The sequence below is a fragment of the Micromonospora endolithica genome, assembly GCF_003626595.1.
GTDB lineage: Bacteria > Actinomycetota > Actinomycetes > Mycobacteriales > Micromonosporaceae > Micromonospora > Micromonospora endolithica.
Window position 1 is genome coordinate 339468 of record NZ_RBAK01000005.1, and the last position, 24133, is coordinate 363600.

Below are 24133 nucleotides of genomic sequence, written 5' to 3' on the forward strand. Positions count from 1 at the left end.
CCTCAGCCCCCCAGTTCCGTCGGCCGGCCCGCGGACTTCGGCTGGGTACGGGTCAGCTCGGCGTGGACGATGAGGCGCTCGTAGTTGTCGAACTTGGGGTTGCAGGTGGTCAGGGTGAGCATCCGCTTGGTCGGCTTCGCTCCCGGCTCACCCGGGACCGGTGCCACCACCTCGACCTGGGTCGGCTTGACGATGTGGTTGCGCGTCACCTGGTAGACGTACCAGTCGTTCCGGCCCTCGACCACGATCGCGTCGCCGTCGTCCAACTCGTCCAGCCGCCAGAAGGTGGCCCGGTTGCGGTGTCCGGCCACGGAGAAGTTGCCGACGGCGCCCGGCATGGCGCTGGTCGGGTAGTGCCCCGGCGCGTACCGGATGTCCTTCTGGGTGACGCCCTCGACGACCACCCAGTTCTTGTCGAGCTTGGGGATGTAGAGGCCGGCGATCGGCTTGCCCTGGACCGGTGCCACCGGCTTGGCGGACGCCGACGCGCTCGGCGCGACGGTCGGGTCGCCGGACGGCCCCCAGGCCTGCGCGAGCTGCTGGCTCAGGTCCTTCTGGTTGGCGTCGACGATCGCCGACTTGCCCCACACCTCGTAGCCGGCGAAGAGGAGCACCACCAGGCCGAAGGTGATCAGCACCTCGCCGCTGACCCGGATGCCGGTGCGCAGCCGGGAGGCCAGCGACGGTCGGGTCAGCTCGGAGTAGACGCTCTTGTAACCCTCGCCCGTCTGGTGCGGCCGCAGGCGTACCACCTTCTCGCCCCGGCGGGGACGCGGCGGCTCGGCGGGCTGGTCCGCCCCGTCGCCGTCCGGCTCCTCCGTCCTCGGCGGCCTTGGCACGGCCCCCATCAGGGCGGTGGAGTCGGCGGCCGGTGGGGTCGCCGGCCGGGGGGAGTTGTCCGTCGTACGCCCGGCCACCGCCGGGATCACGGCGGTGGCCGCCGGGTCGGCCGGGCGGTCCGGGCCACCGTGCGGGGCCGGGGCCGCCGGACGGGCGCCGGCGCTTGCCGACCCGCCCACCTTCGGGAGGTACGCGGTCGGCGCGTCGCCGGAGGAGGATCCGCTCGCGGCCCGCCCGGCGGACGGGCGGGCGGGGTCCTCCCCGGCGGACCGACCGTCCGGCGTCGTTCGGACCGGCCCGGTCGGTGGGCCGGCCTGGGCCGGTCGGGCGGGCTGGGCCGGCGCGTTGGCCTGGGCCGGAGTGCCCGGCCGGGGGGCCTCCGTCGGCCGGGCAGCCGGTGTGGCCTGTGGCGGCGTGGCCGGCCGCACCGGGCCGGCGCCCGGCCACGGCGGCGGGTTGGCCGGGTACGCGTCGGGCGCCCGGCCCGGCTCGGCACCGCCGGGACGACCGGTGACGGGTCCGTGCGGTGCGTTACGGCCCGGCTCGCCGCCGTTGGGGCGGTCGTGCGGTGCGCTCCGGGGTGACTCGCCGGCCGGCCGGGCGGCGGCCGGAGGCCCGTGCGGCGCGGCGCGGTGCGGCTCGTTGCCGGCGGACCGGCCGGTGGCTGGTCCGCGCGGTGTGGCGCGGCCCGGCTCACCGCCCGGGCGGCCGGTGGCAGCGCGTCCGCTTGGCGTGGCGCGGCCCGACTCGGTGCCGGCCGGCTGGCCGGTGGCGGATCCGCGCGGCGTGGCCCGGCCCGGCTCGGTGCCGGCCGGCCGGCCGGTGGCTGCGGGACGGCCGGTGGCTGCGGGACGGTGTGGCGTGGCCCGGCCCGGCTCGGTGCCGGCGGCGGGCCCGTGCGGCGCGGCGTGGTGCTCGGTGCCGGCGGGCCGGCCGGCGGCCGAGGCTCCGGCTGACGTGGCTCGGGCCGGGTCGGCGGACGGACCGCGGCCGGGCCCGGATGGCGCGGACCGGGCGGGCGGGGTCGACGGGGGGAACCAGGTCTGGTTGGTCGGGCGTCCGGCGGGCTGTGGTGAACCGGCGGGGCGGCCCCCTCCGGCACCGGAGGGGGCGGGCGGGGTGGCCGCCGGAGCCGGGCGCCAGGGGCCGGGTTCGACGGTGCGTGCCGGCGGGGGCGTGCCGGGGCGATCGGGCGCCGGTGCGGCGGCCCGGGGCGGCAGGACCGGGTCCGGCCACCTCCCGGCCGGCGCCGGTCGGGCGGGCGTGGACTCTCGGGTGGGCGCGGACCCCGGGCGTCGGTTCGCGGAATCGGGCCGGTCGACCTTGGGCAGGAAGGCGGTCGGGCCGTCGGCCCGGTCGCGTTGGTGGCTCTCGTGCCACTCGTCCGGTGGGCCGCTCACTTGGGTACCGTCGCCGACCGCAGGGTCGTCGAGTCCTCGAACGCGGGCACGGAGACCGTGGAGACGTACTCCTTGTAGCCCAGCTTGTAGTCGTCGACCAAGTCCCTGAACTCCCGGACTCCCTTGGAGTCGGCGAGCGCCTGCTGGAGGGCAGCGGGATCGCCGATTGCCACGATCTTGAACGGTGGGGAATACACCCGGCCGTGCAGCAGCAAGGTGTTACCCACGCAGCGTACCGCGCTGGTGGCGAGCACGCGGACGTTCATGATTGACATGGCCTCCGCCCCACCGGCCCACAGGGCGTTCACCACCGCCTGCACGTCACCCTGGTGGACCACCAGGTCGTCGTTCGTGGCGCCCTCGGGGAGCTGCCCGTCGCCGAGCCGCGCGTCGTCGAGTTCCACCGTCACGCCGGATCCGGCCAGCTCGGTGAAACCGGCGGCGGTGCGGCTCGCCGCCGCCCGGTTCTGCTGTTCTCCGATGGGCGCGTCCGACTTGGCCAGCGCGGTGGTCCGGCCCTCGACGTCGCGGCGCAGCTCGGCGGCCCGCTCCTCGTTCGCGGCCACCTCGGCGAGGCGGTCCTCGATGAGCTGGTTGAGCTGCGGCCGGCGGTCCTCCCGCAGGGCCGTCCCCCCGGCGGTGGTGGCCGTGGTGGTGAAGAGCAGGCCGGCCGCGGCGGCGATCAACGGCACCCCGATCGACCAGCCGGGCCGACGCCGCCGGGGTCGCCGCAGCAGCGCGGCGATCGCCCGTCGGAGCGCCTTCTGCCAGGAGGCCGCGCCGGATGTGTACTCCACGGGGCGTCCCCTCCCGTCGTCTGGTGCCCGCACGCCGGGACGCGGGCGGGTGCGGCGACCTGTCCGGACCGCCACTTTCGGTCACTCCGTGCACCGGCCTGACCCCATTCGTGGCCTGGACGGGTCTTCCGGACTACGCTAGCTGTCGAACATTATTGGCCATGGACCGTCGCCCTCGCGCCCGGTTGTCAGGCCGGACGAGGTCGTCACCCCTCTGGAGAGCGTCGTGCCCAAGTCACAGGTCCGCAAGAAGAAGGTGTACACCCCGCCGACGGATGTCCGTCCGACGGCGACGGCGTCGACGCGCAAGCCTAGCCCGGTGTGGTTGCCGATCTCGGCGGTCGCGCTGATCGTCTTCGGCATCGGCTGGCTGGTGGTCTACTACCTGTCCGAGCAGGAATACCCGGTGGCGTCCTGGCAGTACTGGAACCTCGCGGTCGGCTTCGGCGCCATGGTCGGCTCCCTGATCCTGCTCTCCCGCTGGCGGTGAGCGGGCGGGGCGTCGAGCGGCCCTCGACGCCCCGGCCCGACTGACCGGGCGGAAGGATCCTTCTCACTGCACCGTGCCCCAGCCCGGCGGCAACGGTCGATGCCCCCTAAGGTGTGCGCAGGGCGGCGCGGCCCCGGGTGCGAGAAGACTCACGTTACTGCTGGGTAACCTTGCGCGTAGGCTGCATCGCATGACCGAGCGGAGCGAGGTCATCGACCGGTCCGGTCGAGGGTGCGGGGGCGGCCAGGCGTCGAACCCGTCCTGATCCCGGCCCCGGTCGCCGAGCCGCTCGACGCAGCAGCAGACCGGGAGGGCCGACTCGATGGGTAGCGTCCAGATCGTCACCACGATCGTCGCGGCCGCCATCACCGCCGTGGCGGTGTGGCTCGCCGTACGCGCGGTCATGAAGATGGTGGCGGTGATCCGGCTGGGTCAGCCCGACCCGTCGCGATTCACCGACAAGGGCACGCGGACCACGACCATGCTGGCCGAGACGGCTGGCCACACCCGGATGCTGCGCTGGAGCGTGGTGGGTGCGGCGCACTGGTTCGTGATGGTCGGCTTCGTCGTGCTGTCCCTGCTGGTGCTGGAGGCGTACTTCGAGGTCGTCTCGCCCACCGGTGGGCTGCCCCTGATCGGCGGGTGGGCGATCTACGGCCTGGTCACCGAGTGGATCGGCATCCTCGGCATCGTCGCGATCCTGGTGCTGATCGCGATCCGGATCCGCAACCGGCCGACCCGGCCGGGTGGGAAGTCCCGGTTCACCGGCTCCACGATGTGGCAGGGCTACTTCGTCGAGGGCATCGTGCTCGCCGTGCTGATCATGGGCTTCGTCATCCGGGGCTTCAAGGTCGCCACCGACCACTTCGAGTACCCGACGTGGGCCACCCCGCTGAGCCACGCGGTCGGCGCCGCGCTGCCGAACTGGGAGGCCGGCGTCAGCATCGCCGCCCTCATCAAGATCATGATTTCGATGACCTGGCTCATCGTCATCGCGCTCAACGTGACCATGGGCGTGGCCTGGCACCGGTTCCTGGCCTTCTTCAACATCTTCTTCAAGCGCGACCCCGGCTTGGCTGGTTCCGGTCTGGGCGCGCTCAAGCCGATGACCAGCAACGGCAAGCCGCTGGACTTCGAGGAGGCCGACCCCGAGAAGGACCAGTTCGGTGTCGCCCAGGTCGAGCAGTTCACCTGGAAGGGACTGCTGGACTTCAGCACCTGCACCGAGTGCGGTCGCTGCCAGTCGCAGTGCCCCGCCTGGAACACCGGCAAGCCGCTGTCGCCGAAGCTGCTGATCCTGAGCCTCCGCGACCACGCGTACGCCAAGGCTCCCTATCTGCTGGCCGGCGGCGGTAAGGACCTGACCGGCGAGGAGAAGGCCACCGCGGCCCAGCTCGCCCACCTGGACGTGCTGGCGCTCGCCGAGGCGGAGAAGCCGCTGATCGGTGACGCCGAGTCCGGCGGCGTCATCGACCCGGACGTGCTCTGGTCCTGCACCACCTGCGGCGCCTGCGTCGAGCAGTGCCCGGTGGACATCGAGCACGTCGACCACATCGTCGACATGCGTCGCTACCAGGTGCTTATCGAGTCGAGCTTCCCGTCCGAGGCCGGCGTGATGCTCCGCAACCTGGAGAACAAGGGCAACCCGTGGGGTGCCCCGCAGAACACCCGCGAGGACTGGACCAAGGGCCTCGACTTCGAGGTGCCGCGGGTCGGCGAGGTCGAGGACTTCGAGTACCTGTTCTGGGTCGGCTGCGCCGGCGCCTTCGAGGACCGGGCCAAGAAGACCACCCGGGCGGTCGCCACGCTGCTCAACGAGGCCGGCGTCTCCTTCGCCATCCTCGGCGAGGGGGAGACCTGCTCCGGTGACCCGGCCCGCCGGATCGGCAACGAGTTCGTCTTCCAGATGCTCGCCCAGCAGAACGTCGAGACCCTCAACGAGGCGTTCGACGGCCGGGAGAAGAGCAAGCGCAAGATCGTGGCGACCTGCCCGCACTGCTTCAACACTCTGGGCAACGAGTACGGCCAGCTCGGCGGCGAGTTCGAGGTCGTGCACCACACCCAGCTGCTGGCCCACCTGGTGAGCACCGGCAAGCTCACCCCGGTCCAGCCGGTCGACGGCGGCGTGACCTACCACGACCCCTGCTACCTGGGCCGGCACAACCGGGTGTTCGCCGCCCCACGCGAGGTGCTCGGCGACTCCATCGAGGGTGACCTGGTCGAGATGCCGCGCAACAGCGAGCGCTCCTTCTGCTGCGGCGCCGGCGGCGCCCGGATGTGGATGGAGGAGAAGATCGGCAAGCGGATCAACGTCGACCGCGTCGAGGAGGCGATGTCCACCGGAGCGCGTACGGTCGCCGTCGGCTGCCCGTTCTGCTCGACGATGCTCAACGACGGCGTGAACGGCAAGGGCGCCGGCGAGCAGGTAGAGGTGGTCGACGTGGCCAGCGTGCTGCTTCGCTCGGTCAAGCCGGAGCAGGCAGCCGGCGACCAGGAGACGGCGCCGGTCGCCGGCTGAGGCGTACACCTGGAGACACCGACGGCGGCGGCACCCTCGCGGGGTGCCGCCGCCGTCGTCCTGCTCAGGAGATGGTCGTGATGATCACCGCGGTGGTCGCGGTGGTCGCCGCCAGGAGCGCGACCTGGGTGTCCTCGATCGCCTTCCGGGTGGCCGCGACCGCCCACCCACCGGCGGCCAGCTCCTCGGTCCGCCGCTTGACGACGTCCTTCGGCAGCCCGCGGAACACCTCCCGGTCCAGGCCCACCGCCCGGACCAGGCCGACCAGCGCGACCGTGCGCGGATCCACCGGGCCGTCGCCGGTCACCGCGTCGGTCATCCGGCGCCGGACCTCCGACTCCACCGCCGGCTCCGCGCCGGTGGACGACGGATAGCGGGTACGCGGGAAGACCCACAGCACACGGTCGGACTCCCGGCGCAGCACACCGGCGGTGACCAGCCCGTCCAGCACCTGCTCGGGCAGGTCTCCGGCCAGCCGGGTGATCCAGTCCCTGGGCCGGCGACGCTTCGGCTCGGCGGCGATCCGGGCCAGTGCGGCGTCGAGTTGCGCCTGCCCGACCGGCGTCGGGTCGACCACCGCCAGACGGTCGTCCTCGACGGCGATCCGGCCGGCGAGCGCCAACTCCACCAGCAGCGCCCCCGCCAGACCGTGGTCGAGGGCGGGTCGGCCGAGCCGGTCCGTCCCGGCGTCGTCGTAACTGAGCAGGACGAGGTCGTGGGCGAGGGTGAAGGGAGCCATGGCCCGACGGTAACCGGGCCCGACCACCGCCGACCGGCCGTGATCTGGTGCGATCGGTTCCGGACATTTATGAACGTGCCCGTGCGTGCGAGAATCGCGCCGAGGTGAGGCACCATCGACGGCCTTCTCCTGACCGCCGTGCTCCCCCTGGCCGGCTTCGTGTTGCTGACCGGCGGCAACGCGTTCTTCGTCGCGGCCGAGTTCGCTCTGGTGACCGTGGATCGCGCGGAGATCGACCGGCGGTCCGACGCGGGTGACGGCCGCGCGGCCACCGTCCGTCGGGCCCTGCGCGAACTGTCCTTCCAGCTCTCCGGGGCGCAGCTCGGCATCACCCTCACCGCCCTGCTCACCGGCTACCTCGCCGAGCCGGCGCTGGCCCGGCTCTTCACGCCGCTGCTGCACCCGGTCGCCGGGGACCAGGCGGACCGGTTCACCCCGTTCCTCGCCCTGGCGCTGGCCACCCTGCTGTCGATGCTCTTCGGCGAGCTGGTGCCGAAGAACGCCGCGCTGGCCCGGCCGATGCCCACCGCGCTGGCCACCGCCGGCCCGATGCGGGTCTTCTCCCGCAGCTTCGGCTGGCTGATCCGAGGACTGAACGGCTCGGCGAACCGGCTGGTCCGTGCCCTGGGCGTGGAACCGCAGGAGGAACTGGCCAGCGCGCGGTCACCGGAGGAACTGGGCCTGCTGGCGGCGATCTCGGCGCGGGCCGGCGCGCTGCCGCCGGACACCGCGATGCTGCTGCGCCGGACCATCCGCTTCGGGGAGAAGCGCGCTGCCGAGGCGATGACGCCCCGGGTCGACGTGATCGCGTTGCCGGCCACCGCCAGCGTCACCGACCTGCTCGAACAATCCCGGCGGACCGGCCGGACCCGGTTCCCGGTCTACGAGGAGACGCTCGACCTGGTGACCGGGGTCGCCGGGGTGCCGGACGCCCTGGGCGTGCCGCTGGCTCGGCGGGACACCACCGAGGTCGGCTCGGTGGCCCGTGACCCGGTGTACGTGCCGGAGAGCCTGGACCTGGACGGGGTGCTCGCCGCGCTCCGGGCCGAGGGCGCCGACCTCGCCATCGTCGTCGACGAGTACGGCGGCACCGACGGTGTGGTCACCATCGAGGACCTGGTCGAGGAACTGGTCGGGGAGATCGCCGACGAGTTCGATCCGGCCGCCGCGCCGGACGTCCGGGCCGTCGGGTCGACCGCTTCCGGCCGGGACCGGGCCGTCCTGGTGGACGGGGTGCTGCGCTCCGACGAGCTGGCCGAGCAGACCGGGTTCCGACTGCCCGAGGGGCCGTACGAGACGCTGGCCGGGTTCCTGATGGCGCGTCGGGGGCACATCCCGGTGGTCGGGGAGACGGTCGAGGAGGCCGGCTACGAGTTCACCGTGGTCGAGGTGGAGCGGCACCGCATCGAGCGGGTCCGGGTGCGGCGACCGGCGGAGCCCGAGCACGATGACTGAGTTGCTGGTAACCAGCGTGCTGCTGCTGGGCAACGCCTTCTTCGTGGGCAGCGAGTTCGCGCTCATCGCGAGCCGCCGTACGGTGGTGGAGCCGCTGGCCGCCACCTCGAAGCGGGCCCGGTGGGCGTTGTCGGCGATGAACCAGATCCCGCTGATGATCGCCGGGGCGCAACTGGGCATCACCGTCTGCTCGCTGGGCCTGGGCGCGATCGCCGAGCCGGCGCTGGCCCACCTGATGGAGCCGGTGTTCCACGCGGTACGCCTGCCGGAGCCGGCCGTGCACCCGGTCGCGTTCGTGCTCGCCCTCGGCGTGGTGGTGTTCCTGCACACCGTCGTCGGCGAGATGGTGCCGAAGAACATCACCCTGGCCGGCCCGGAGCTGTCCGCGCTCTGGCTGGGACCGGCGATGCTGGCGTTCTGCCTGGCCACCAAGCCGCTGCTGCTGGCGATGAAGTGGGCGGCCCGGCACGTGCTGCGACTCTGGCGGATCGAGGCCACCGAGGCGGTGAAGACGGTCTTCACCGCCCAGGAACTGGCCGGGCTGGTCGCGCAGGCCCGGACCGAGGGGATGCTCGACGCCGAGGAACACGCCCGGATCACCGGCGCGCTCGCCCTGCACAGCCGTACCGCCGCCGACGCCCTGCAACCCTGGTCCACCGTGACGACCGTCGGGGAGGACGTGTCGCCGGCCTCGCTGGAGGTGCTCGCCACGCGTACCGGCCGGTCCCGGTTCCCGGTGGTGCACCGCTCCACCCGTCGGGTGCTCGGGTTCGTGCACGTCAAGGACGTGCTCGGGTACGCCGGCGGAAGCCGGCGGACGCCGGTGCCGGCGGAGGTCTACCGGCCGCTGGCCGTGGTGCCGCCGGAGCGTACGCTCGCCGACCTGCTGCTGGCGATGCGCCGGGAGCGACGGCACATGGTCCTGGTGAGCGACGGCCGCCGGCCCCTCGGCGTGGTGACACTCGACGACGTATTGACCGCCATCGTCGGATAAGGGAAAGGCGACGCATGGTGTTCGGGTCGTCGCGCAGACGTGAAGTGGCTGTTGGTCGCCTTGCTTCCGATGCCCCGCTTCCCTAATGTGGGGCACCGGCCGCTGTGGATTGTCTGCCTCGCACTCCTTCCCCGACGCGAGGCGCCCGGCGGCGGGTTGCAAAAGGAGCCGACGCCGGTGGCAACCATGCCCCCTCATCGTCACGCCCTGGGCCGGTCGACCCGTCCGGGCGGCCTGCGCCGGACCGTTCAACGCCTGCTCGTCCTGGTCGCCGCCGTCGCGGTGGGTGCCGGCGCGCTGGCCGCGCCCGCGTACGCGGAGCCCTCGGTCGAAGAGATCGAGGCCGCGATGGACAAGCAGTGGGAGAAGTTGGAACCCACCATCGAGCAGTACAACAAGGTGCGGGCGCAGCGGAAGGCCAACGTGGCGAAGGCCGACGCACTGCAGAAGAAGATCACTCCGCTCGCTCTGGAGAGCGAACTGGCGATGAACCGGGTCGGCGACATGGCCTCCCGGTACTACATCACCGGCCCGTCGCAGGAGCTCAGCGCCCTGCTGGTCAACGGCAACCCCAATGAGCTGGGCGAGCAGTTGCTCATGCTGGACCGGCTCGCCTCCGAGGAACGTCGCGAGATCGCGGGCGTGCTGGCGGTCCGCCAGAAGTACGACGACCAGAAGCAGAAGCTCGACCTGCTGATCGCCGCCCAGAACAAGCAGGAGCGGGATCTGGCGGCGACCAAGAAGCAGATCGACGCGGAGATCAAGCGGCTCCAGGCCTCGATGCCGAAGACCACCGTCAAGGTGACCGGCTGCCCGACCATCAACGGCGTGGTCAACGAGGCCGCACGGATCGCGATCAGGACCGCCTGCGCGCAGGTCGGCGACCCGTACGTCTGGGGCGCCACCGGGCCGAACTCGTTCGACTGCTCGGGCCTGACCCAGTACGCGTACAAGGCGGCGGGCATCAACCTGACGCACTACACCGGCGCGCAGTGGAACGAGGGCCGGGCCGTCAGCCGGTCCGAGGCCCGCCCCGGTGACCTGGTCTTCTGGCCGAGTCATGTGGGTCTCTATCTCGGCAACGGCCTGATGGTGCACGCGTCGCGGGCCGGCATTCCGGTGAAGGTGGCGAGCATCGATCGGTTTGGTCAGACGATCAAGGGCTTCCGTCGCCCGGGCTGACCCGACCGTACGGACGACGCGGCCCCGGTCATGACGACCGGGGCCGCGTCGCGTTCCGGGACGGTCAGCGGGTCGGCCAGGTGCGCCAGTGCTGCCAGGAGCGGCTCGGGGTGGGGCCACGCTGTCCCTGGTAGCGCGAGCCGTAGACGGCCGAGCCGTAGGGGTGCTCGGCCGGCGACGACAGCCGGAAGATGCAGAGCTGACCGATCTTCATGCCGGGCCAGAGGGTGATCGGCAGGTTGGCCACGTTGGAGAGCTCCAACGTGACGTGGCCGGAGAAGCCGGGGTCGATGAACCCGGCGGTGGAGTGGGTGAGCAGGCCGAGCCGGCCCAGCGAACTCTTGCCCTCCAGCCGGCCGGCGAGCTGCTCGCCGAGGGAGATCACCTCAAGCGTGGAGGCGAGCACGAACTCACCCGGGTGCAGCACGAACGGCTCACCGTCGGGCACCTCGACCATCGATGTCAGGTCGTCCTGCTGCATCGCCGGGTCGATGTGGGTGTAGAGGTGGTTGTTGAAGACCCGGAACAGCTTGTCCAGGCGTACGTCGATGCTGGACGGTTGCACCAGCGTCGGCTCGAACGGCTCCAGCGCGAGCGCGCCCGCCTTGATCTCGGTGACCAGGTCGCGGTCGGAGAGCAGCATCGGAACACCATAGCGAGCGGCCCCGCCGACCTGCGTGTCGGAGTGCGTGTTCGAACGCTTGTTCGATAGACTGGCGACATGACTTCCTGGTCCGAGTTCGCCACCGACGAGCCCCGCCTCGCCGACGCGATCAGTCATCTTCTCCAGCAGTACGGGCCGGGCTTCGGCTACCTCGCCACGGTCCGCGCCGACGGCGGCCCCCGGGTGCACCCGGTCTCGCCGGTCGTCACCGACGAGGGGCTGTTCTGCTTCGTCATCGACTCCCCCAAGCGCCGCGACCTGGAACGCGACGGCCGTTACGCGCTGCACTCCTTCCCGGCGGAGGAGAGCGACGACGAGGCCTACGTGGCGGGTCGCGCCCGGCCGGTGACCGACGTCGCCCGGGTCGCCCGGCTGGCCCGCGGGTTCCGGGCGGCGCCGCACGTCGACTGGCGGCTCTTCGAGTTCACTGTCGAGGTGGCGATGGTGACCCGGCGGGAGCCGGGTGGCTTCACCGGGCACAGCCGCCCCGCCGTCCAGGTCTGGGTCGACCCGCTCGGCGGCGATCCGACCGCCGTCACCGGGTTACGCCCCCGTGACCGCGCGGCCGCCTGAGGGCGAAAGACCGGTGCCGGCTCCGTGGGACGGAGCCGGCACCGGCCTGCGTACGTGGGACGAGCGAGCGTCAGGTCACGCCGCGCGGTAGGCGTTCCAGGCGCTCAGCATGCGGCTGGCCTGGCCCGGGGTGAACTGGTACATGCAGGAGTCGTACGTGTAGTCCATGAAGTTGGTGATCGGGTCCTTGCCGGTGCTCGTGCAGGTGTCCCGCCCGGTCGGGCACTGGTATGCCGGCGAGGCCTCGGCGGGGGTGTCCGAGACGCTGTCGCCCGAGCCGGAGCAGCCGCCCTGGAAGGTGTGGTAGAGGTTCAGCCAGTGGCCGACCTCGTGGGTGCCGGTGTCGCCCAGGTTGTAGTTGGTGGCGGTGCCACCGGGCAGCGACTCGTTGAGCACGACCACGCCGTCCATCTTGTCCAGCGACCGCTTGGGGAAGGTCGCCCAGCCGAGCAGGTCGTTGCTCAGCTCACCGAAATAGATGTTCAGGGTGTTCTTGCCGCCGGTGCGCAGCGAGGTCTTCATCGACCGCTCCGCCGAGGAGCCCTGCACGATCGGGTACCAGGAGGGGTTCGTGGTCCGCTTGATCGTCTGGAGCTGGAAGGCGAAGGCCGTGGAGGCACCGCCGGTGGCTCCGCTGAACGACTGGTTCAGCACGTTGATCTGCGAGGTGATCATCGAGTCCGGGATGTTGCCGCCGGCCCGGGTGCTGTTCTCCTGGATCACGTGCGCGACGACCGGGATGGTGACGGTGGCCGCGGCCGCGACGCTGGCCCGGAGACCCTTGCGCTTCACCTGCTCCTGGATCAGGTCGGCCATCTCGGCCTCACGCTGGTGCACCTGGGCCAGGGTCAGGTGGTTCGGGTCGTGCTTGGCGACGCCGTCGGGTCGCGCCTTCGCCTTGGCCAGGGCGCCGGCCGGCTCGTAGCACTCCTCGGCGGCGACCGGCGCGGCGAGCGGGACGCTGGCCGGCGACGCGGCGGTCGGCAGGACGCCGACCGTGGCCACACCGAGCAGTAGGGCGAAGGACGTCGATGCGATGCCGGCGTTGCGCCGGGTCAGCAGGTTGGGACGGAGTCCCATGGGCCCACCTCTTTCTGGCGGCGCGACCGGGGGTGTGTCGCACCGAGGCTGAAAACGTGGGGCAGACGTTACAACGCATCGACGCATTTGAGAACGACCATATGTTGCCGGCAGGAAACTTTTCCCGGCCGGCGGTCCGGCCGGCCGAGGCCGCCGTCTCCGACGGACGCGCCGGGGTGCCTGGGTGCGGTGCGGGGGCGGCTCGGGTACAGTGGTGCCCGCCTGCGGGTGTAGTTCAATGGCAGAACATCAGCTTCCCAAGCTGACAGTGCGGGTTCGATTCCCGTCACCCGCTCCAGCGTGAAGGCCCCGACCGGACGACAGTCCGAGTCGGGGCCTTCGATGTTCCGAGGTCAACACTGGCGGCGACGCCGCCTACCCTGTCACCGTGGACGCGGGCAGGGTGTGGCGGCTGTACCACCGGGGCGAGTTGGTCGGCGAGATCGACGAGCAGCGTCACGACTTCCCTTGGACGTACGGCCGGTTCCGCCCGCTGCCCGGGTTCGAGCCGCTTCGCCCACTCTTCATCGACCGGAACGCCGCCCTCGACGCGGACGACGACGAGGCCATGATCCGGATCGACGACGACATCCGGGCCGCCCTCACCATGACCCGCCCGGACGGTCTTCAGGTGGCTGACTTTCTCCTCAGCATCGAGGACGATGAGGCCGGTTTCCGGTGGCATGACGAGCCGTTCGAGGACGGGTAAGTCCAGCTCCGATCACCGGACCCGGGAGGGGATGGAGATGTGGCGGATCCTGGCCGGTGTCGGCATGTGCCTGACCCTGACCCTCGTCGGTGTCGCGCTGGCGACGAACTTTCGTGGCGTGACGGAATGGCACGTGCGAAGGTCGATGTCCGCCGTGAGCGCGGCGCGCGGCGTCACGCCGTGGCGTGGGCCACCGGATGCCCGCGACGGCAGCCGGACCGGCCCTTGACCTTGACCTTCGGGCAGGCCGCAGCCTGGTCCGTGCCGGTCACCCTGGCCGGCACGGGGAGGATGTTCGACGTGGGACTGCTGACCATCGGCGCGTTCGCCAGGGCGGCGGGTCTGACCCCGAAGGCCCTGCGCCTGTACGACGGGACGGGGCTGCTGCCACCGGCGGCGGTCGACCCGGAGTCCGGTTACCGGCTCTACACGCCGGAGCAACTGGAACGCGCCCGGTTGATCGCCGCGCTGCGGCGCATCGGGATGCCGCTGGCGGAGATCGGCCGGGTGTGCGGGCTGGACCCCGACGCGGCAGCGGTCGCGGTCGGGGCGTACTGGCGCCGGGTCACCGCCGACACCGAGGCACGCGGTCGCCACGCCACCCTCCTCGTGGAAATCCTCTCCGGAAGGGGTACCACGATGTCCGAGAAGAACCACACCCTGAGTTTCCGCGTCGCCGCCCGCTGCGAGACCGGCGCCGTCCGGGACAGCAACGAGGACGCGGTGTACGCGGGCGAGCGGCTGCTCGCCGTCGCGGACGGCATGCGGGGCCCCGGGGGCGCCGCCGCCAGTGCCGCCGCGATCGACGTACTCAAGTCGCTGGAGACCGCCGACGTGCCGGCGGCGGAGCTGCTGAGCCTGCTGGCCGACGCGGTCGCCGAGGCGGACCGGACGGTACGGGCGTCGGCGGTGGACGACCACCAGCCGGTCACCACCCTGACGGCGCTGCTCCGGTCCGGCTCCCAACTGGTGCTGGTGCACGTCGGTGACACCCGGGTCTACCTGCTGCGCGACGGTGAGCTGTCCCAACTGACCCGGGACCACACCTACGTGCAGTCCCTCGTCGACCAGGGCCGGCTCGGTCCCGACGAGGCGGCCACCCATCCGCGGCGGGCCCTGCTGGCACGTGCCGTCGGTGCCGGTGGGGCCGACGTGGAGGCGGACCTGGCGGTGCGTACCGCGCTGGCCGGCGACCGCTACCTGCTCTGCTCGGACGGGCTCTCGGCGGTCGTCGACCGGCCCACGCTGCACGAGACCCTCCGCACGGTGACCGGATCCGACCAGGCCGCGCAACGGTTGGTGGACCTGGCGTACGCCGCGGGCGCGCCGGACAACGTCGCCTGCGTCGTCGCCGACGTGGTGGCCGGCTAGGCCCGGCGTACGCTGGCCGCCATGCGAATTGGCATCGTGATCCTGCCCGACCAGCGCTGGTCGGAGTCGCGGCGGCGGTGGCGGCAGGCGGACGAGTGGGGTTTCGACCACGCCTGGACCTACGACCACCTGGGTTGGCGGGATCTGGTCGACGGTCCGTGGTTCGACTCGATGGCCACCCTCACGGCTGCCGCCACGGTGACCGACCGGATCCGGCTGGGCACGTTGGTCGCGTCGCCGAACTTCCGGCACCCGGCCGCGTTCGCGCGGCAGGTGACCGCCCTGGACGACATCTCGCAGGGACGGGTACTGCTCGGCCTGGGTGCGGGCGGCATCGGTTTCGACTCGGCGGTGCTGGGCGGTGAGACGCTGCCCCCGCGTGAGCGGGTCGACCGGTTCGCCGAGTTCACCGAGTTGCTCGACCTGGTGTTGCGCAAGGACGGGACGACCTGGCGGGGTGACTGGTTCACGGCGGTGGACGCCCGTAACAACCCTGGTTGCGTACAGACGCCCCGGGTGCCGTTCGCGGTGGCCGCCAACGGGCCTCGCTCGATGCGGCTGGTGGCCCGGTTCGGCCAGGGCTGGGTCACCACCGGCGTCGACGGCGAAGAACTGGAGAAGTGGTGGGACGGCCTCGCGGCGCTGTGCGGGCGGATGGACGAGACGCTCGACGCGGCCGGACGGGATCGGACCTCGCTGGACCGCTACCTGCTGCTGGACTCCGCGCCGGTCTTCTCGCTGAGCAGCGCGGAGTTCTTCGCCGACCAGGTGCGGCGGGCCGCCGCCCTGGGCTTCACCGACGTGGTGACCCACTGGCCCCGGGACAGCAGCTGGTACGCCGGTGACGAGGCCGTCCTGGTGGACGTCGCCACCAATCTGTTGCCCGAGCTGCGCCGCTGACGGTTCAGGTGCCGAGGATGCCGTCGTCCCCGGCGCCGGCCAGCCGGAAGCGTACGCAGACGATCTCGGTGTCGTCGGTGACCGGCGTGCCCACCCGCGCCCAGTAGCCGGAGTGCCCGGCGCGCCACTCCTCGATCGACCGGTCGCCCTCCCCCTCGGAGCGGGCGAAGTCCCAGGGCACGTCCGCGAAGCGGACCACGTCGACGCCGGTGACCTCGACGACCGTGACCAGCGCGCCGTCGTCGTCGACCACGACCAGCCGTTCGCCGACGCGCTCCAGGTCCTCGTTCTCCTCGGCGTACTCGGTGAGGAGCCCGGCGGTCGCGGTCTTGACGCCGGCAAGGACCAGTGTGTTGAGGTTGTTCCGCAGCTCACCCGGCGTGCCCAGGGCGAGCGTGCGGAGTCCACCGATTCGGGGCCACATCCCGCCGAGGCTACCGTCCGGTTGGTCGGGCGTCGTCTCGATTGTCGCCCCCACCAGGGGCGGGCTCGGGGTTACCGTGAGTCGGACGACGACGAGGAGACGACATGGCGGACCGCCGGGCGGTGCTCATTCCGGGTCGCGGCTACGACACCCGCTATCCGCTCTTCGTCTACGCGGGCGAGGCGTTGCGCCGGGCGGGCTTCGCCCTGCACGGGATCTCCTGGCAGGTGCCCGACGACCTGGAGGTGACGCAGGCCCGGGCGTGGGTGGCCGGGCAGGTCGCGGCGGCCGTGACCGATCGCACCGACCTGCTGGTCGGCAAGTCCCTCGGCAGCTTCGCCACGCCGTTCGCCGCCGAGCACCGACTCCCGGCGATCTGGTTCACGCCGCTGCTGCGGGTGCCCGAGGTGGTCGACGGCCTGCGCCGGGCCACCGCGCCGTACCTGTTGATCGGCGGCACCGCCGACCCGTCCTGGGACGGCGCGGCGGCGCGCCGCCTCACCTCGAACGTGGTGGAGATCCCGGAGGCCGACCACGCGCTCATGGTGCCCGGCCCGCTGGCCCGGTCCGCCGACGCGCTGGGCCGGGTGTGCGGCGCGGTCGAGGAATTCGTTCAGATCAGTTGAGCGGCGTAGCCGGCGGCGGCCAGCACCCGCGGGTCGCCGGTGGCGGCGTGCGCGTCGAGCACCGCGTCGGCCAGCTTCACCACGTGCGCGTCCCCGTGCCGGGCCGCCCGGGCGAACACCTCCGCCGGGTCCGCCTCGGTCACCACGGGTGGAGCGGCGCCACGCGTCGGGGCGTACACCGAGGTCACCGCCGCCGTCGCGGCCCAGGCCGCGGCGACGCTCGGCGCCCACATCTCGCGCGGCAGAGCCGGCAGCGTACGGCGGACCGCGGTCGGCGCGGTCACCGCGTGCACCAGCATCACCGGTTCGGCGTGCCCGTGGCGCAGGTAGTCCAGGCCGGCCCGGTGGGTGAGCGACACGAGGGTCCGCGCGGCGTCGGCCGCCGTCGGCGCCGGCGGCAGCGCGCCGAGCGCGGTCTCCCACTCCGGTACGCCCACCAGCCGGCCCAGCCGCTCCCGGATGCCGCCGGTCCGGTCGGCGATCCGGGGCAGGCCGGCCAGCGCGGCCACGACCCGCTCGTCGCCGTTCGGGTCGTCGTCGGGTTCCTGGTCCTCGGTGGGTGCGCGGGTCTGGTCCGGCCCGGCGGCGTGCAGGTGGTCGGCCCCGGGGACCGGCTGCCACCGGGCGGCCCAGTAGCCGAGGGCCTGACCCAACTCGGTGACCCGGTCCGGGGTCGGTGGCCCCTCGCGCAGCGCGCGGACCGCGTGGCCGACCCGGATCACCCCGTGGGTCGCGCCGGCGGCGATGCCGGGCAGCAGCCGGGGCCACCACGTCCGCAGCACCTCCGGCCACGGGTGCTCGCGCAGCTCCCGGTCGAAGTGGGCCAGCCAGTCGCCGGCCCGCTTCGGGTCGCCCAGCGCCTCCCGCCAGTCGTCGACCGGCCGCAGCCCCCGGGGCAGCTCGTCCAACCGACCCAGGTACGCGTCGAGCCACCGGTGCACGCCCCGGCCGTGGCCGTGCCGGATCAGCGCCTCGACGGCCATCGGGCCGTGGTTGGAGAGCCATCCCTCGTACTCCGGGCCGGTGCCGTGCAGTCGTCGGTACGCCTCGTCCAGGATCTCCGCATCCATGGATCGATGGTCGGCCCTGAAGTGGGCTTCAGGTCAACCGGTCAGGGCGGTGCCGGCGACCAGTCCGTGCAGGCGCAGCTCGGCGGCGGTCTCCGCCGGACAGTCCACCACGACGGCGGCGGTGCCGACCGGTTCGGCGCCGCGTAGCGCGCAGATCCGGTAGAGCGCCCGCACCTGCGCGCCGGTGGCCACCCAGTCGTCCACCACCAGCACCCGGTCGTCCGGGCCGAGGCTCCGCTCCCGGACCGCGAGGTCCACCCGGCGACCACGGAAGTCCGGTGGGCTCTGCGCCCAGGTCAGCGGTCCGGCGGGCAGGCGGCCGTCGCCCGTCTTGTGCGCCGGCACGAAGCCGACGCCGAGGGCGGTCGCGGCGAGCGGGCCGACGAGGAACCCGGTGACCGCCGGGGCGACCACCACGGTCGGCCGGGCCGGACGGAAGCGCTCGACCAGGGCGGGGCCGAGGGCGGCGAGCACCTGGGCGTCCCGCCACCAGCCCGAGACGTCGCTGACCAGGTGGGTCGCGTCGGGGCCGGGGTCGATCCACCGGACCAGCTCGACCAGACGTTCGCTCAGCTCGGCGGCCATGGGTCCATCCTGCGTCAGGTGCCGGGACCGCCCCGATGCCGGGGCCGGCCGGCCCAGCACGGGTCGGATGATCGGCTACACGTATCACCGCAATTGCCGTCATACCACCATGATCACGTTGACTTCGGAAGTGCTTCTCTCGTTACGGTCCGACCCGGTTTGTTCAGTTGACGAAAGGACCGGGCCGGTGGTTGGCAGGCACTCCCGCACCCGCATGATCTCCTCCCCGACCGGCATCGCGGCCACCGCCGCGATCGGGGTCGCGCTCGCCGTCGGTGGCACCGTCGGCGCCGTGCAGCTGACCTCGGCCTCCGGCCAGCAGCGCCCCGCCGCCGTCGACCTGACGCCGGCCACCCCGTCGGCCACCCCGTCGGCCGCGCCCACCTCGGCGTCCCCGTCGCCGACCCTGAGCCCCAGCGCCGCGCCGACCGCCACCGCGAGCCCGAAGGTGACCCGTACCCAGGCGCCGTCGCGGAGCAAGCAGCGCACCGCCGCGGCGAAGCCCTCGCCGTCCGCGGTGAAGAAGACCAGCACCGCCCGCCCGGTGGTGGACACCGGCTCCTGCGGCGCGTCCTTCTACTCCGAGGGGCAGCTGACCGCCAACGGGGAGAACTTCGACCCGTCGGCGATGACCGCCGCGCACAAGACCCTGCCGTTCGACACCAAGGTCCGGGTGGCCAACCCGGCCACCGGCAAGTCGGTGACGGTCCGGATCAACGACCGGGGCCCGTTCATCGAGGGTCGGTGCCTGGACCTGTCCCGGGCCGCGTTCGCCGCGATCGCGCCGCTCGGTGCCGGGCACGTGGAGGTCCGGTACGAGGTGCTCGGCTGAGCCGGTGCCGGGCAGCGATCGGCCCCACCACGGGGACCGCCCGGCCAGAACATGCTCGGACGACGGGTCAGGTTCATTCACCAGTTCACGTCCATCGGGCATGCTGTGCGGTGTACGTACGAAAGCCTTCCAGTCGGGCCGCGGCCCACTGAGTCCCGGATCCCGCGCCGGTCTCGGCGCGGCCGTCGGCCTGCTCGCGCTCGTGTCCGCCGTGGAGGTGGCCGACGGCCGCGCGGCGAACTACATCGCGCTGATGGTGGCCGGGCCGTTCCTCGCCGCCGCGCTGGCGTCCTGGCGGGTGGTGCTGGGCGTGGGCGCCGCCGCCACCGTGCTCGGGGCGGCCTTCGCGCTCGGCGAGCGCACGGTCTCGCTCTCCACCGCCGTCGCGGTCGCCGGCATCGCCCTCGGCACCGCGATGGCTGCCGCGACCGCGGCGGTACGCGAGCGGCAGGCCGAGCAGATCGCCGAACTGTCCAAGTTGGCGGCGGTCGCCCAGCAGGCGGTGCTCCGGCCGCTCGGCCCCCAGGTCGGCATGCTCTCGGTGGCCGCCCGGTACATCTCCTCCACCGCCACCGCGGAGATCGGCGGTGACCTGTACGAGGCGGTCGACACCCCGTACGGCGTCCGCATGATCATTGGTGACGTACGTGGCAAGGGGCTGGACGCGGTCCGGCTGGCGAGCATCGTGCTCGGCTCCTACCGGCACGTGGCGTACGAGCGGGCCGACCTGCGCGCCGTGGTGGCCGACCTGGACCGGGCGGTGGCCCGGAGCGTGGGAGACGAGGACTTCGTCACCGCCGCGCTGGTCGAGGAGCGGGGCGGCACCCTGACCATCGTCAACTGCGGGCACCCGGCGCCGCTGCTGCTGCGCCGGGGTGCGGTGATCCCGCTGGAACCGCCGGCACCGGCCCCGCCGCTGGGGTTCATGCCGGTGGTCCGCCCCCGGGTGGAGCGGCTGGAGCCCGGTGACCGGCTGCTGCTGTTCACCGACGGGTTGGGTGAGGCGCGGCGGGACGGCGAGTTCTTCCCGACCGCGGACCGGGCCTGGCGGCTGCTCGGGCACGGCACCGTCGGCGACGGGCTGGCCTCGCTGGAGGCCGCGCTGGTGGAGTGGGTGCACGGCCGCCTGGACGACGACATCGCGCTGGTCCTGATGGAGTACCGGGGCTCGCGTACCGGTTTGACCGCCGCCGTCCCGAGCTGGGAGGTCGGCGCCGCCGAGAGCTGAACGCCAGGTGTGTAATGGCTGTCACTTCCGCGATCGGCTTGTCGTTGGCTACCCGCGAGTAATACAGTCTGGAGTTACTGATCGGTAACTGCTGTCCGGAAGCGGGGCCAGTGAGCATGACCCACTACAAGAGCAACCTTCGGGACCTCGAATTCAACCTGTTCGAGGTCTTCGGGGCGGACCGGACGTTCGGCCAGGCGCCCTACACGGAGCTGGACGTCGACACCGCCCGCAGCTTCCTCTTCGAGGCCGACCGCCTGGCCCGCGAGGACCTCGCGGCCAGCTACACGGACAGCGACCGCAACCCGCCGGTGTTCGACCCGGCGACGCACACCGCGCCGCTGCCGGAGTCGTTCAAGAAGTCCTACCAGGCGTTCATGGACTCCGAGTTCTGGCGGCTGGACCTCCCGGAGGTGCTGGAGGGCAGCAACGCCCCGCGGGCCCTGTGGTGGTCGATCGCCGAGCTGGTGCTCGGCGCCAACGCACCGATCTGGATGTACTCCTCCGGCCCCTCCTTCGCGCACGTGCTCCACGTCGAGGGCACCGAGGAGCAGAAGAAGTGGGCCAAGCTCTTCGTCGAGAAGCAGTGGGGCTCGACCATGGTGCTCACCGAGCCGGACGCCGGCTCGGACGTGGGTGCCGGCCGCGCCCGCGCCGTGCAGCAGCCGGACGGCTCCTGGCACATCGAGGGTGTGAAGCGTTTCATCACCTCCGGTGAGCACGACCTCAGCGACAACATCGTCCACTATGTGCTGGCCCGCCCGGTCGGCGTCGAGGGCGTCGGTGGTCCCGGCACCAAGGGCCTGTCGCTCTTCGTGGTGCCGAAGTACCACTTCGACGCCGAGACCGGTGAGTTGGGCGAGCGCAACGGCGTCTACGCCACCAACGTCGAACACAAGATGGGCCTGAAGGTCTCCAACACCTGCGAGGTGACCTTCGGCGAGCACGGCGTGCCGGCCAAGGGTTGGCTGCTGGGCGAGAAGCACGACGGCATCCGGCAGATGTTCATGATCATCGAGTACGCCCGGATGATGGTCGGCACCAAGGCCATCGCCACGCTCTCCACCGGTTACCTGAACGCGCTGGAGTACGCCAAGAACCGGGTGCAGGGCGCCGACCTCACCCAGATGGCCGACAAGACCGCGCCGCGGGTCACCATCACCAACCACCCGGACGTCCGCCGGTCGCTGCTGCTGCAGAAGTCGTACGCCGAGGGCCTGCGCGCGCTGGTCTGCTACACCGCCACCTGGCAGGACCGGGTGGCCATCGCCGAGGCGGCCGGCGACGAGAAGGCCACCAAGCTGGCCAAGCGGGTCAACGACCTGCTTCTCCCGCTGGTCAAGGGCGTCGGTTCGGAGCGGGCGTACGAGCTGCTCGGTCACGAGTCGTTGCAGACCTTCGGTGGTTCCGGCTTCCTCCAGGACTACCCGCTGGAGCAGTACGTCCGGGACGCCAAGATCGACACCCTGTACGAGGGCACCACCGCGATCCAGAGCCTCGACCTGATCTTCCGGAAGATCGTCCGGGACAACGGCAAGGCCCTGATGGCGGTCGCCGGGGAGATCCAGGAGCACATCACCTCCGAGGCGGGCAACGGTCAGCTCAAGGAGGAGCGGCAGGCGCTCGGCAAGGCGCTCGCCGAGATCCAGGCCATGCTCGGGGTGCTGACCGGGTGGCTGGGCGAGGCGCAGGGCGGCGACACCCGGTCCCTCTACAAGGTCGGTCTGAGCAGCCGCCGGTTCCTGTTGGCGATCGGTGACCTGATCGTCGGCTGGCTGCTCCAGAAGCAGGCCGACGTGGCGCTGAAGGCGCTCGCCGGCGAGGTGTCCGCCAAGGACAAGGCGTTCTACACCGGCAAGGTGGCCGCCGCCCGGTTCTTCGCCCGCGAGGTGCTGCCGCGCATCGGTGCCGACCGGCGGATCCTCGAGGGTGCCGACCTCGACATCATGGACCTCCCGGAGGACGCCTTCTGAGTCCCCCCGTACCGCCGAGGCGGTGCGGTTCCCGGGTGACCGACCCGGACTGAGTTGGTCACGATGGCCGGCGGGCAGCAGCCCGCCGGCCATCGTGCTGCGGGTCGGCTCGGGTTCGTTGATCCAAGCATTTTCGAGCACTCAGGGGCATAGGAGGCCGTTCGTCCCCGGTGTCCGGGCCACCGTCGGGCCGGGGTGGATGGTCGCCCGCCCGGCGGGGAGGTTCCGGCCGGCGCGGGCGCGCTGCGCACAGCTGCGGGCTGCGGCGGGGATGGGCGAGGGAGACGGGACCGGCCACGATTCGGTGCCACCCGTCGGGTAACCGGAGGTCCTGGCGGGTAACCGTCGGGGGTCACGTCCGAGAACGCCCAGAGCCACCGCACGGGGGAGTGCAGCGCACATGGGCATTGGTAGTGGGATCTTCCTGATCGCGATCGGCGCGATCCTCACCTTCGCCGTCCGGGCGAACGTCTGGTGGGTGGACCTGCGCGCGGTCGGCTGGGTGTTCATCCTGGCCGGGCTGGGCGTACTGCTCACCACGCTCTGGTTCTGGCAGGACCGGCGCAAGCGGGCACGAACCCTCATCGTGGAGGAGAACCGGCTCTCGCACCCGACCGCGATGATGCCGCCGCCGCCCGACCCGCCGCCGCCGACCGCGCCTCCCTCCTGAGTGGGGACGCGCCGCCACCACCGATCACCAGCCGAGCCACCCGCCGGATCCCCGACGGGTGGCTCAGCCGCGTGCCGTGTGCCGGGCCGTGATCGTGGTACCGCCGCGACCCAGGTCCGCCCAGTCGACCCCGGTCCGGTGCACCACCACGTCGCTGGTCCGCAGGCCGTCCGGATCCGCGCGTCCCGGGTCGAGGTACGCCGACAGCAGCGAGATGCCCGGGTTGTGGGCGATCAGCAGGACGGTACGGGCGTCCGGTTCCAACCGGTGCAGCAGGGCGAGGAGGTCCTCCGGCTGCGCCTCGTACGCGTCCGGCTCGTAGCGGACCGCCGGTGCCGGGCCGGCGGAACCGCCCTCCGGAGGCGAGCCGGTCATCCCCATCGCCACTCCGTGCCACGTCTCCCGGGTGCGTCGTGCCGTCGAGCAGAGGACCACGTCGGGCAGCAGTCCGTGTCGGGCGAGCCAGGCTCCCGCGGCTTCCGCGTCCGCGCGTCCCCGGACGGCGAGAGCCCGTTGGGCGTCCGGTCCGTCGTCGGGCGGTTCGGCCTTCGCGTGCCGGAGCAGCACCAACGTGCGCCCCTCGGCGTAGCTGTCCGTCATGCTCCCAGCTTGCCCGATTGGCGATCTCACCGGCGGGGTAAATCGATGGTGCCGCACCCTCATCGATGGCCGCGGCGGACCGAACGCCTGGAACAGCCGAGGAGGCGACGACATGGGCATTGGTGCCAGTATCTTTCTGATCGCGCTGGGGGCGATCTTCGCGTTCGCCGTGGAGGCGGACCTGGGATGGCTCAACCTGGCCGTGGTGGGCTGGGTGCTGATGCTCGCCGGCGTGGCCGGGCTGCTCACCACCCTCTACTTCTGGAACTCCCGTCGCCGTCCCGGTGCCACGGTCCGCGAGGAGCGGGTCGTCGCCGACCCGGTCGTCGCGGACCGGGTCGTACCGGTGCAGGACGACCGGGTGGTCCAGGAGTACCGCGAGGTGCGCCGGCCGGGTCACCGCCCGGTCTGAC

At 72.3% G+C, this 24133-nt stretch carries 25 protein-coding genes and 1 tRNA gene; 17 read left to right on the top strand and 9 right to left on the bottom strand.

What is annotated here, in order from left to right; all coding sequences use genetic code 11:
• Positions 1-2 precede the first annotated feature (2 nt).
• Both D7223_RS34410 and D7223_RS16030 read right to left on the bottom strand, forming a co-directional pair.
• The gene (locus D7223_RS34410; protein WP_238162033.1) at positions 3-2240 is read right to left on the bottom strand and encodes a class E sortase; all 2238 of its coding nucleotides are present in this window, start codon (positions 2238-2240) and stop codon (positions 3-5) included.
• A complete protein-coding gene (locus D7223_RS16030) occupies positions 2237-3037 on the bottom strand; it encodes a DUF881 domain-containing protein (protein ID WP_120729190.1) in 801 nt (266 codons plus the stop codon). Before D7223_RS16030 ends, D7223_RS34410 begins: the two co-directional genes overlap by 4 nt.
• A 226-nt stretch (positions 3038-3263) precedes the next feature.
• Here D7223_RS16030 and D7223_RS16035 point away from each other — a divergent pair, with 226 nt between their 5' ends.
• Complete coding sequence (locus D7223_RS16035; RefSeq protein WP_120729191.1) at positions 3264-3527, top strand: cell division protein CrgA; 264 nt, start codon at positions 3264-3266, stop codon at positions 3525-3527.
• A gap of 322 nt (positions 3528-3849) precedes the next feature.
• Positions 3850-6045: a (Fe-S)-binding protein gene (locus D7223_RS16040; RefSeq protein WP_120729192.1), complete on the top strand. Its 2196-nt coding sequence runs from the start codon at positions 3850-3852 to the stop codon at positions 6043-6045.
• Positions 6046-6109: 64 nt separating this feature from the next.
• Here the strand turns inward: D7223_RS16040 and D7223_RS16045 are convergent, their stop codons facing one another.
• Positions 6110-6784 carry a GOLPH3/VPS74 family protein gene (locus D7223_RS16045; protein WP_120729283.1) on the bottom strand — a complete coding sequence of 225 codons (675 nt, stop codon included), beginning with the start codon at positions 6782-6784 and terminating at the stop codon, positions 6110-6112.
• 129 nt (positions 6785-6913) lie between these two features.
• Between D7223_RS16045 and D7223_RS16050 the strand changes: the two genes are divergently transcribed.
• From D7223_RS16050 to D7223_RS16060, 3 genes are all read left to right on the top strand, one after another.
• Positions 6914-8239 (top strand): hemolysin family protein, encoded by a 1326-nt coding sequence (locus tag D7223_RS16050; protein ID WP_120729193.1) that lies wholly within the window; start codon positions 6914-6916, stop codon positions 8237-8239.
• The gene (locus D7223_RS16055) at positions 8232-9233 is read left to right on the top strand and encodes a hemolysin family protein (RefSeq protein ID WP_120729194.1); all 1002 of its coding nucleotides are present in this window, start codon (positions 8232-8234) and stop codon (positions 9231-9233) included. The genes D7223_RS16050 and D7223_RS16055 overlap by 8 nt, the downstream gene beginning before the upstream one ends.
• A gap of 186 nt (positions 9234-9419) precedes the next feature.
• The gene (locus tag D7223_RS16060; protein WP_120729195.1) at positions 9420-10415 is read left to right on the top strand and encodes a C40 family peptidase; all 996 of its coding nucleotides are present in this window, start codon (positions 9420-9422) and stop codon (positions 10413-10415) included.
• Positions 10416-10479: 64 nt separating this feature from the next.
• Here D7223_RS16060 and dcd read toward each other — a convergent pair whose 3' ends face one another.
• Positions 10480-11058, bottom strand: coding sequence for a dCTP deaminase (gene dcd / locus D7223_RS16065; protein WP_120729196.1), 579 nt, complete (start codon positions 11056-11058; stop codon positions 10480-10482).
• 78 nt (positions 11059-11136) lie between these two features.
• On the opposite strand from dcd, the gene D7223_RS16070 reads away from it, so the two are divergent.
• Complete coding sequence (locus tag D7223_RS16070; RefSeq protein WP_120729197.1) at positions 11137-11652, top strand: pyridoxamine 5'-phosphate oxidase family protein; 516 nt, start codon at positions 11137-11139, stop codon at positions 11650-11652.
• A gap of 75 nt (positions 11653-11727) precedes the next feature.
• On the opposite strand, the gene D7223_RS16075 is transcribed toward D7223_RS16070, so the two are convergent.
• Entirely contained in the window at positions 11728-12732 is a 1005-nt protein-coding gene (locus D7223_RS16075; protein ID WP_120729198.1) for a zinc metalloprotease, read from the bottom strand.
• Positions 12733-12956: 224 nt separating this feature from the next.
• Between D7223_RS16075 and D7223_RS16080 the strand changes: the two genes are divergently transcribed.
• The 5 genes from D7223_RS16080 to D7223_RS16100 all read left to right on the top strand — a co-directional run bounded on the left by D7223_RS16080 (position 12957) and on the right by D7223_RS16100 (position 15712).
• Positions 12957-13030: transfer RNA gene (locus D7223_RS16080), tRNA-Gly, on the top strand.
• A 90-nt stretch (positions 13031-13120) separates the two neighbouring features.
• A complete protein-coding gene (locus D7223_RS16085; protein WP_120729199.1) occupies positions 13121-13441 on the top strand; it encodes a hypothetical protein in 321 nt (106 codons plus the stop codon).
• A gap of 37 nt (positions 13442-13478) precedes the next feature.
• Positions 13479-13670, top strand: a complete 192-nt coding sequence (locus tag D7223_RS16090; protein ID WP_147252636.1) for a hypothetical protein — start codon at positions 13479-13481, stop codon at positions 13668-13670.
• A gap of 71 nt (positions 13671-13741) precedes the next feature.
• The gene (locus D7223_RS16095; RefSeq protein ID WP_120729284.1) at positions 13742-14812 is read left to right on the top strand and encodes a MerR family transcriptional regulator; all 1071 of its coding nucleotides are present in this window, start codon (positions 13742-13744) and stop codon (positions 14810-14812) included.
• Between the two features lie 21 nt (positions 14813-14833).
• Positions 14834-15712 carry an LLM class flavin-dependent oxidoreductase gene (locus D7223_RS16100; RefSeq protein ID WP_120729201.1) on the top strand — a complete coding sequence of 293 codons (879 nt, stop codon included), beginning with the start codon at positions 14834-14836 and terminating at the stop codon, positions 15710-15712.
• A 4-nt stretch (positions 15713-15716) separates the two neighbouring features.
• Here the strand turns inward: D7223_RS16100 and D7223_RS16105 are convergent, their stop codons facing one another.
• Positions 15717-16136, bottom strand: a complete 420-nt coding sequence (locus tag D7223_RS16105; protein WP_120729202.1) for an ASCH domain-containing protein — start codon at positions 16134-16136, stop codon at positions 15717-15719.
• Positions 16137-16240: 104 nt separating this feature from the next.
• Between D7223_RS16105 and D7223_RS16110 the strand changes: the two genes are divergently transcribed.
• Positions 16241-16762, top strand: coding sequence for an alpha/beta fold hydrolase (locus D7223_RS16110; RefSeq protein ID WP_120729203.1), 522 nt, complete (start codon positions 16241-16243; stop codon positions 16760-16762).
• On the opposite strand, the gene D7223_RS16115 is transcribed toward D7223_RS16110, so the two are convergent.
• Together D7223_RS16115 and D7223_RS16120 are read right to left on the bottom strand one after the other, a co-directional pair.
• Positions 16750-17832 (bottom strand): questin oxidase family protein, encoded by a 1083-nt coding sequence (locus D7223_RS16115; protein WP_120729204.1) that lies wholly within the window; start codon positions 17830-17832, stop codon positions 16750-16752. The genes D7223_RS16110 and D7223_RS16115 overlap by 13 nt on opposite strands.
• Positions 17833-17865: 33 nt before the next feature.
• Positions 17866-18417: a phosphoribosyltransferase family protein gene (locus D7223_RS16120; RefSeq protein ID WP_120729205.1), complete on the bottom strand. Its 552-nt coding sequence runs from the start codon at positions 18415-18417 to the stop codon at positions 17866-17868.
• 187 nt (positions 18418-18604) lie between these two features.
• On the opposite strand from D7223_RS16120, the gene D7223_RS16125 reads away from it, so the two are divergent.
• The 4 genes from D7223_RS16125 to D7223_RS16140 all read left to right on the top strand — a co-directional run bounded on the left by D7223_RS16125 (position 18605) and on the right by D7223_RS16140 (position 23120).
• Complete coding sequence (locus D7223_RS16125; RefSeq protein ID WP_186832301.1) at positions 18605-19249, top strand: septal ring lytic transglycosylase RlpA family protein; 645 nt, start codon at positions 18605-18607, stop codon at positions 19247-19249.
• A 100-nt stretch (positions 19250-19349) separates the two neighbouring features.
• The gene (locus D7223_RS16130) at positions 19350-20477 is read left to right on the top strand and encodes a PP2C family protein-serine/threonine phosphatase (protein ID WP_120729207.1); all 1128 of its coding nucleotides are present in this window, start codon (positions 19350-19352) and stop codon (positions 20475-20477) included.
• Positions 20478-20593: 116 nt separating this feature from the next.
• Positions 20594-22450: an acyl-CoA dehydrogenase gene (locus D7223_RS16135; RefSeq protein WP_120729208.1), complete on the top strand. Its 1857-nt coding sequence runs from the start codon at positions 20594-20596 to the stop codon at positions 22448-22450.
• A 400-nt stretch (positions 22451-22850) separates the two neighbouring features.
• Positions 22851-23120 (top strand): DUF6458 family protein, encoded by a 270-nt coding sequence (locus D7223_RS16140; protein ID WP_120729209.1) that lies wholly within the window; start codon positions 22851-22853, stop codon positions 23118-23120.
• 63 nt (positions 23121-23183) lie between these two features.
• On the opposite strand, the gene D7223_RS16145 is transcribed toward D7223_RS16140, so the two are convergent.
• The gene (locus tag D7223_RS16145; protein ID WP_120729210.1) at positions 23184-23720 is read right to left on the bottom strand and encodes a SixA phosphatase family protein; all 537 of its coding nucleotides are present in this window, start codon (positions 23718-23720) and stop codon (positions 23184-23186) included.
• 112 nt (positions 23721-23832) lie between these two features.
• Here D7223_RS16145 and D7223_RS16150 point away from each other — a divergent pair, with 112 nt between their 5' ends.
• On the top strand, positions 23833-24132 hold the full coding sequence (locus D7223_RS16150; protein WP_120729211.1) for a DUF6458 family protein: 300 nt from the start codon (positions 23833-23835) through the stop codon (positions 24130-24132).
• Position 24133: the final 1 nt, after the last annotated feature.

Excerpts from the sequence above, each read along its gene's own strand:
- D7223_RS16090 (WP_147252636.1), top strand. The coding sequence starts at position 13,479 with ATGTGGCGGATCCTGGCCGGTGTCGGCATGTGCCTGACCCTGACCCTC.
- D7223_RS16055 (WP_120729194.1), top strand. The coding sequence starts at position 8,232 with ATGACTGAGTTGCTGGTAACCAGCGTGCTGCTGCTGGGCAACGCCTTC.
- D7223_RS16145 (WP_120729210.1), bottom strand. The coding sequence starts at position 23,720 with ATGACGGACAGCTACGCCGAGGGGCGCACGTTGGTGCTGCTCCGGCAC.
- D7223_RS16075 (WP_120729198.1), bottom strand. The coding sequence starts at position 12,732 with ATGGGACTCCGTCCCAACCTGCTGACCCGGCGCAACGCCGGCATCGCA.
- D7223_RS16150 (WP_120729211.1), top strand. The coding sequence starts at position 23,833 with ATGGGCATTGGTGCCAGTATCTTTCTGATCGCGCTGGGGGCGATCTTC.
- dcd (WP_120729196.1), bottom strand. The coding sequence starts at position 11,058 with ATGCTGCTCTCCGACCGCGACCTGGTCACCGAGATCAAGGCGGGCGCG.
- D7223_RS16135 (WP_120729208.1), top strand. The coding sequence starts at position 20,594 with ATGACCCACTACAAGAGCAACCTTCGGGACCTCGAATTCAACCTGTTC.
- D7223_RS16115 (WP_120729204.1), bottom strand. The coding sequence starts at position 17,832 with ATGGATGCGGAGATCCTGGACGAGGCGTACCGACGACTGCACGGCACC.
- D7223_RS16105 (WP_120729202.1), bottom strand. The coding sequence starts at position 16,136 with ATGTGGCCCCGAATCGGTGGACTCCGCACGCTCGCCCTGGGCACGCCG.
- D7223_RS16140 (WP_120729209.1), top strand. The coding sequence starts at position 22,851 with ATGGGCATTGGTAGTGGGATCTTCCTGATCGCGATCGGCGCGATCCTC.
- D7223_RS16110 (WP_120729203.1), top strand. The coding sequence starts at position 16,241 with ATGGCGGACCGCCGGGCGGTGCTCATTCCGGGTCGCGGCTACGACACC.
- D7223_RS16120 (WP_120729205.1), bottom strand. The coding sequence starts at position 18,417 with ATGGCCGCCGAGCTGAGCGAACGTCTGGTCGAGCTGGTCCGGTGGATC.
- D7223_RS16040 (WP_120729192.1), top strand. The coding sequence starts at position 3,850 with ATGGGTAGCGTCCAGATCGTCACCACGATCGTCGCGGCCGCCATCACC.
- D7223_RS16045 (WP_120729283.1), bottom strand. The coding sequence starts at position 6,784 with ATGGCTCCCTTCACCCTCGCCCACGACCTCGTCCTGCTCAGTTACGAC.
- D7223_RS16060 (WP_120729195.1), top strand. The coding sequence starts at position 9,420 with ATGCCCCCTCATCGTCACGCCCTGGGCCGGTCGACCCGTCCGGGCGGC.
- D7223_RS16100 (WP_120729201.1), top strand. The coding sequence starts at position 14,834 with ATGCGAATTGGCATCGTGATCCTGCCCGACCAGCGCTGGTCGGAGTCG.
- D7223_RS16070 (WP_120729197.1), top strand. The coding sequence starts at position 11,137 with ATGACTTCCTGGTCCGAGTTCGCCACCGACGAGCCCCGCCTCGCCGAC.
- D7223_RS16130 (WP_120729207.1), top strand. The coding sequence starts at position 19,350 with ATGCTGTGCGGTGTACGTACGAAAGCCTTCCAGTCGGGCCGCGGCCCA.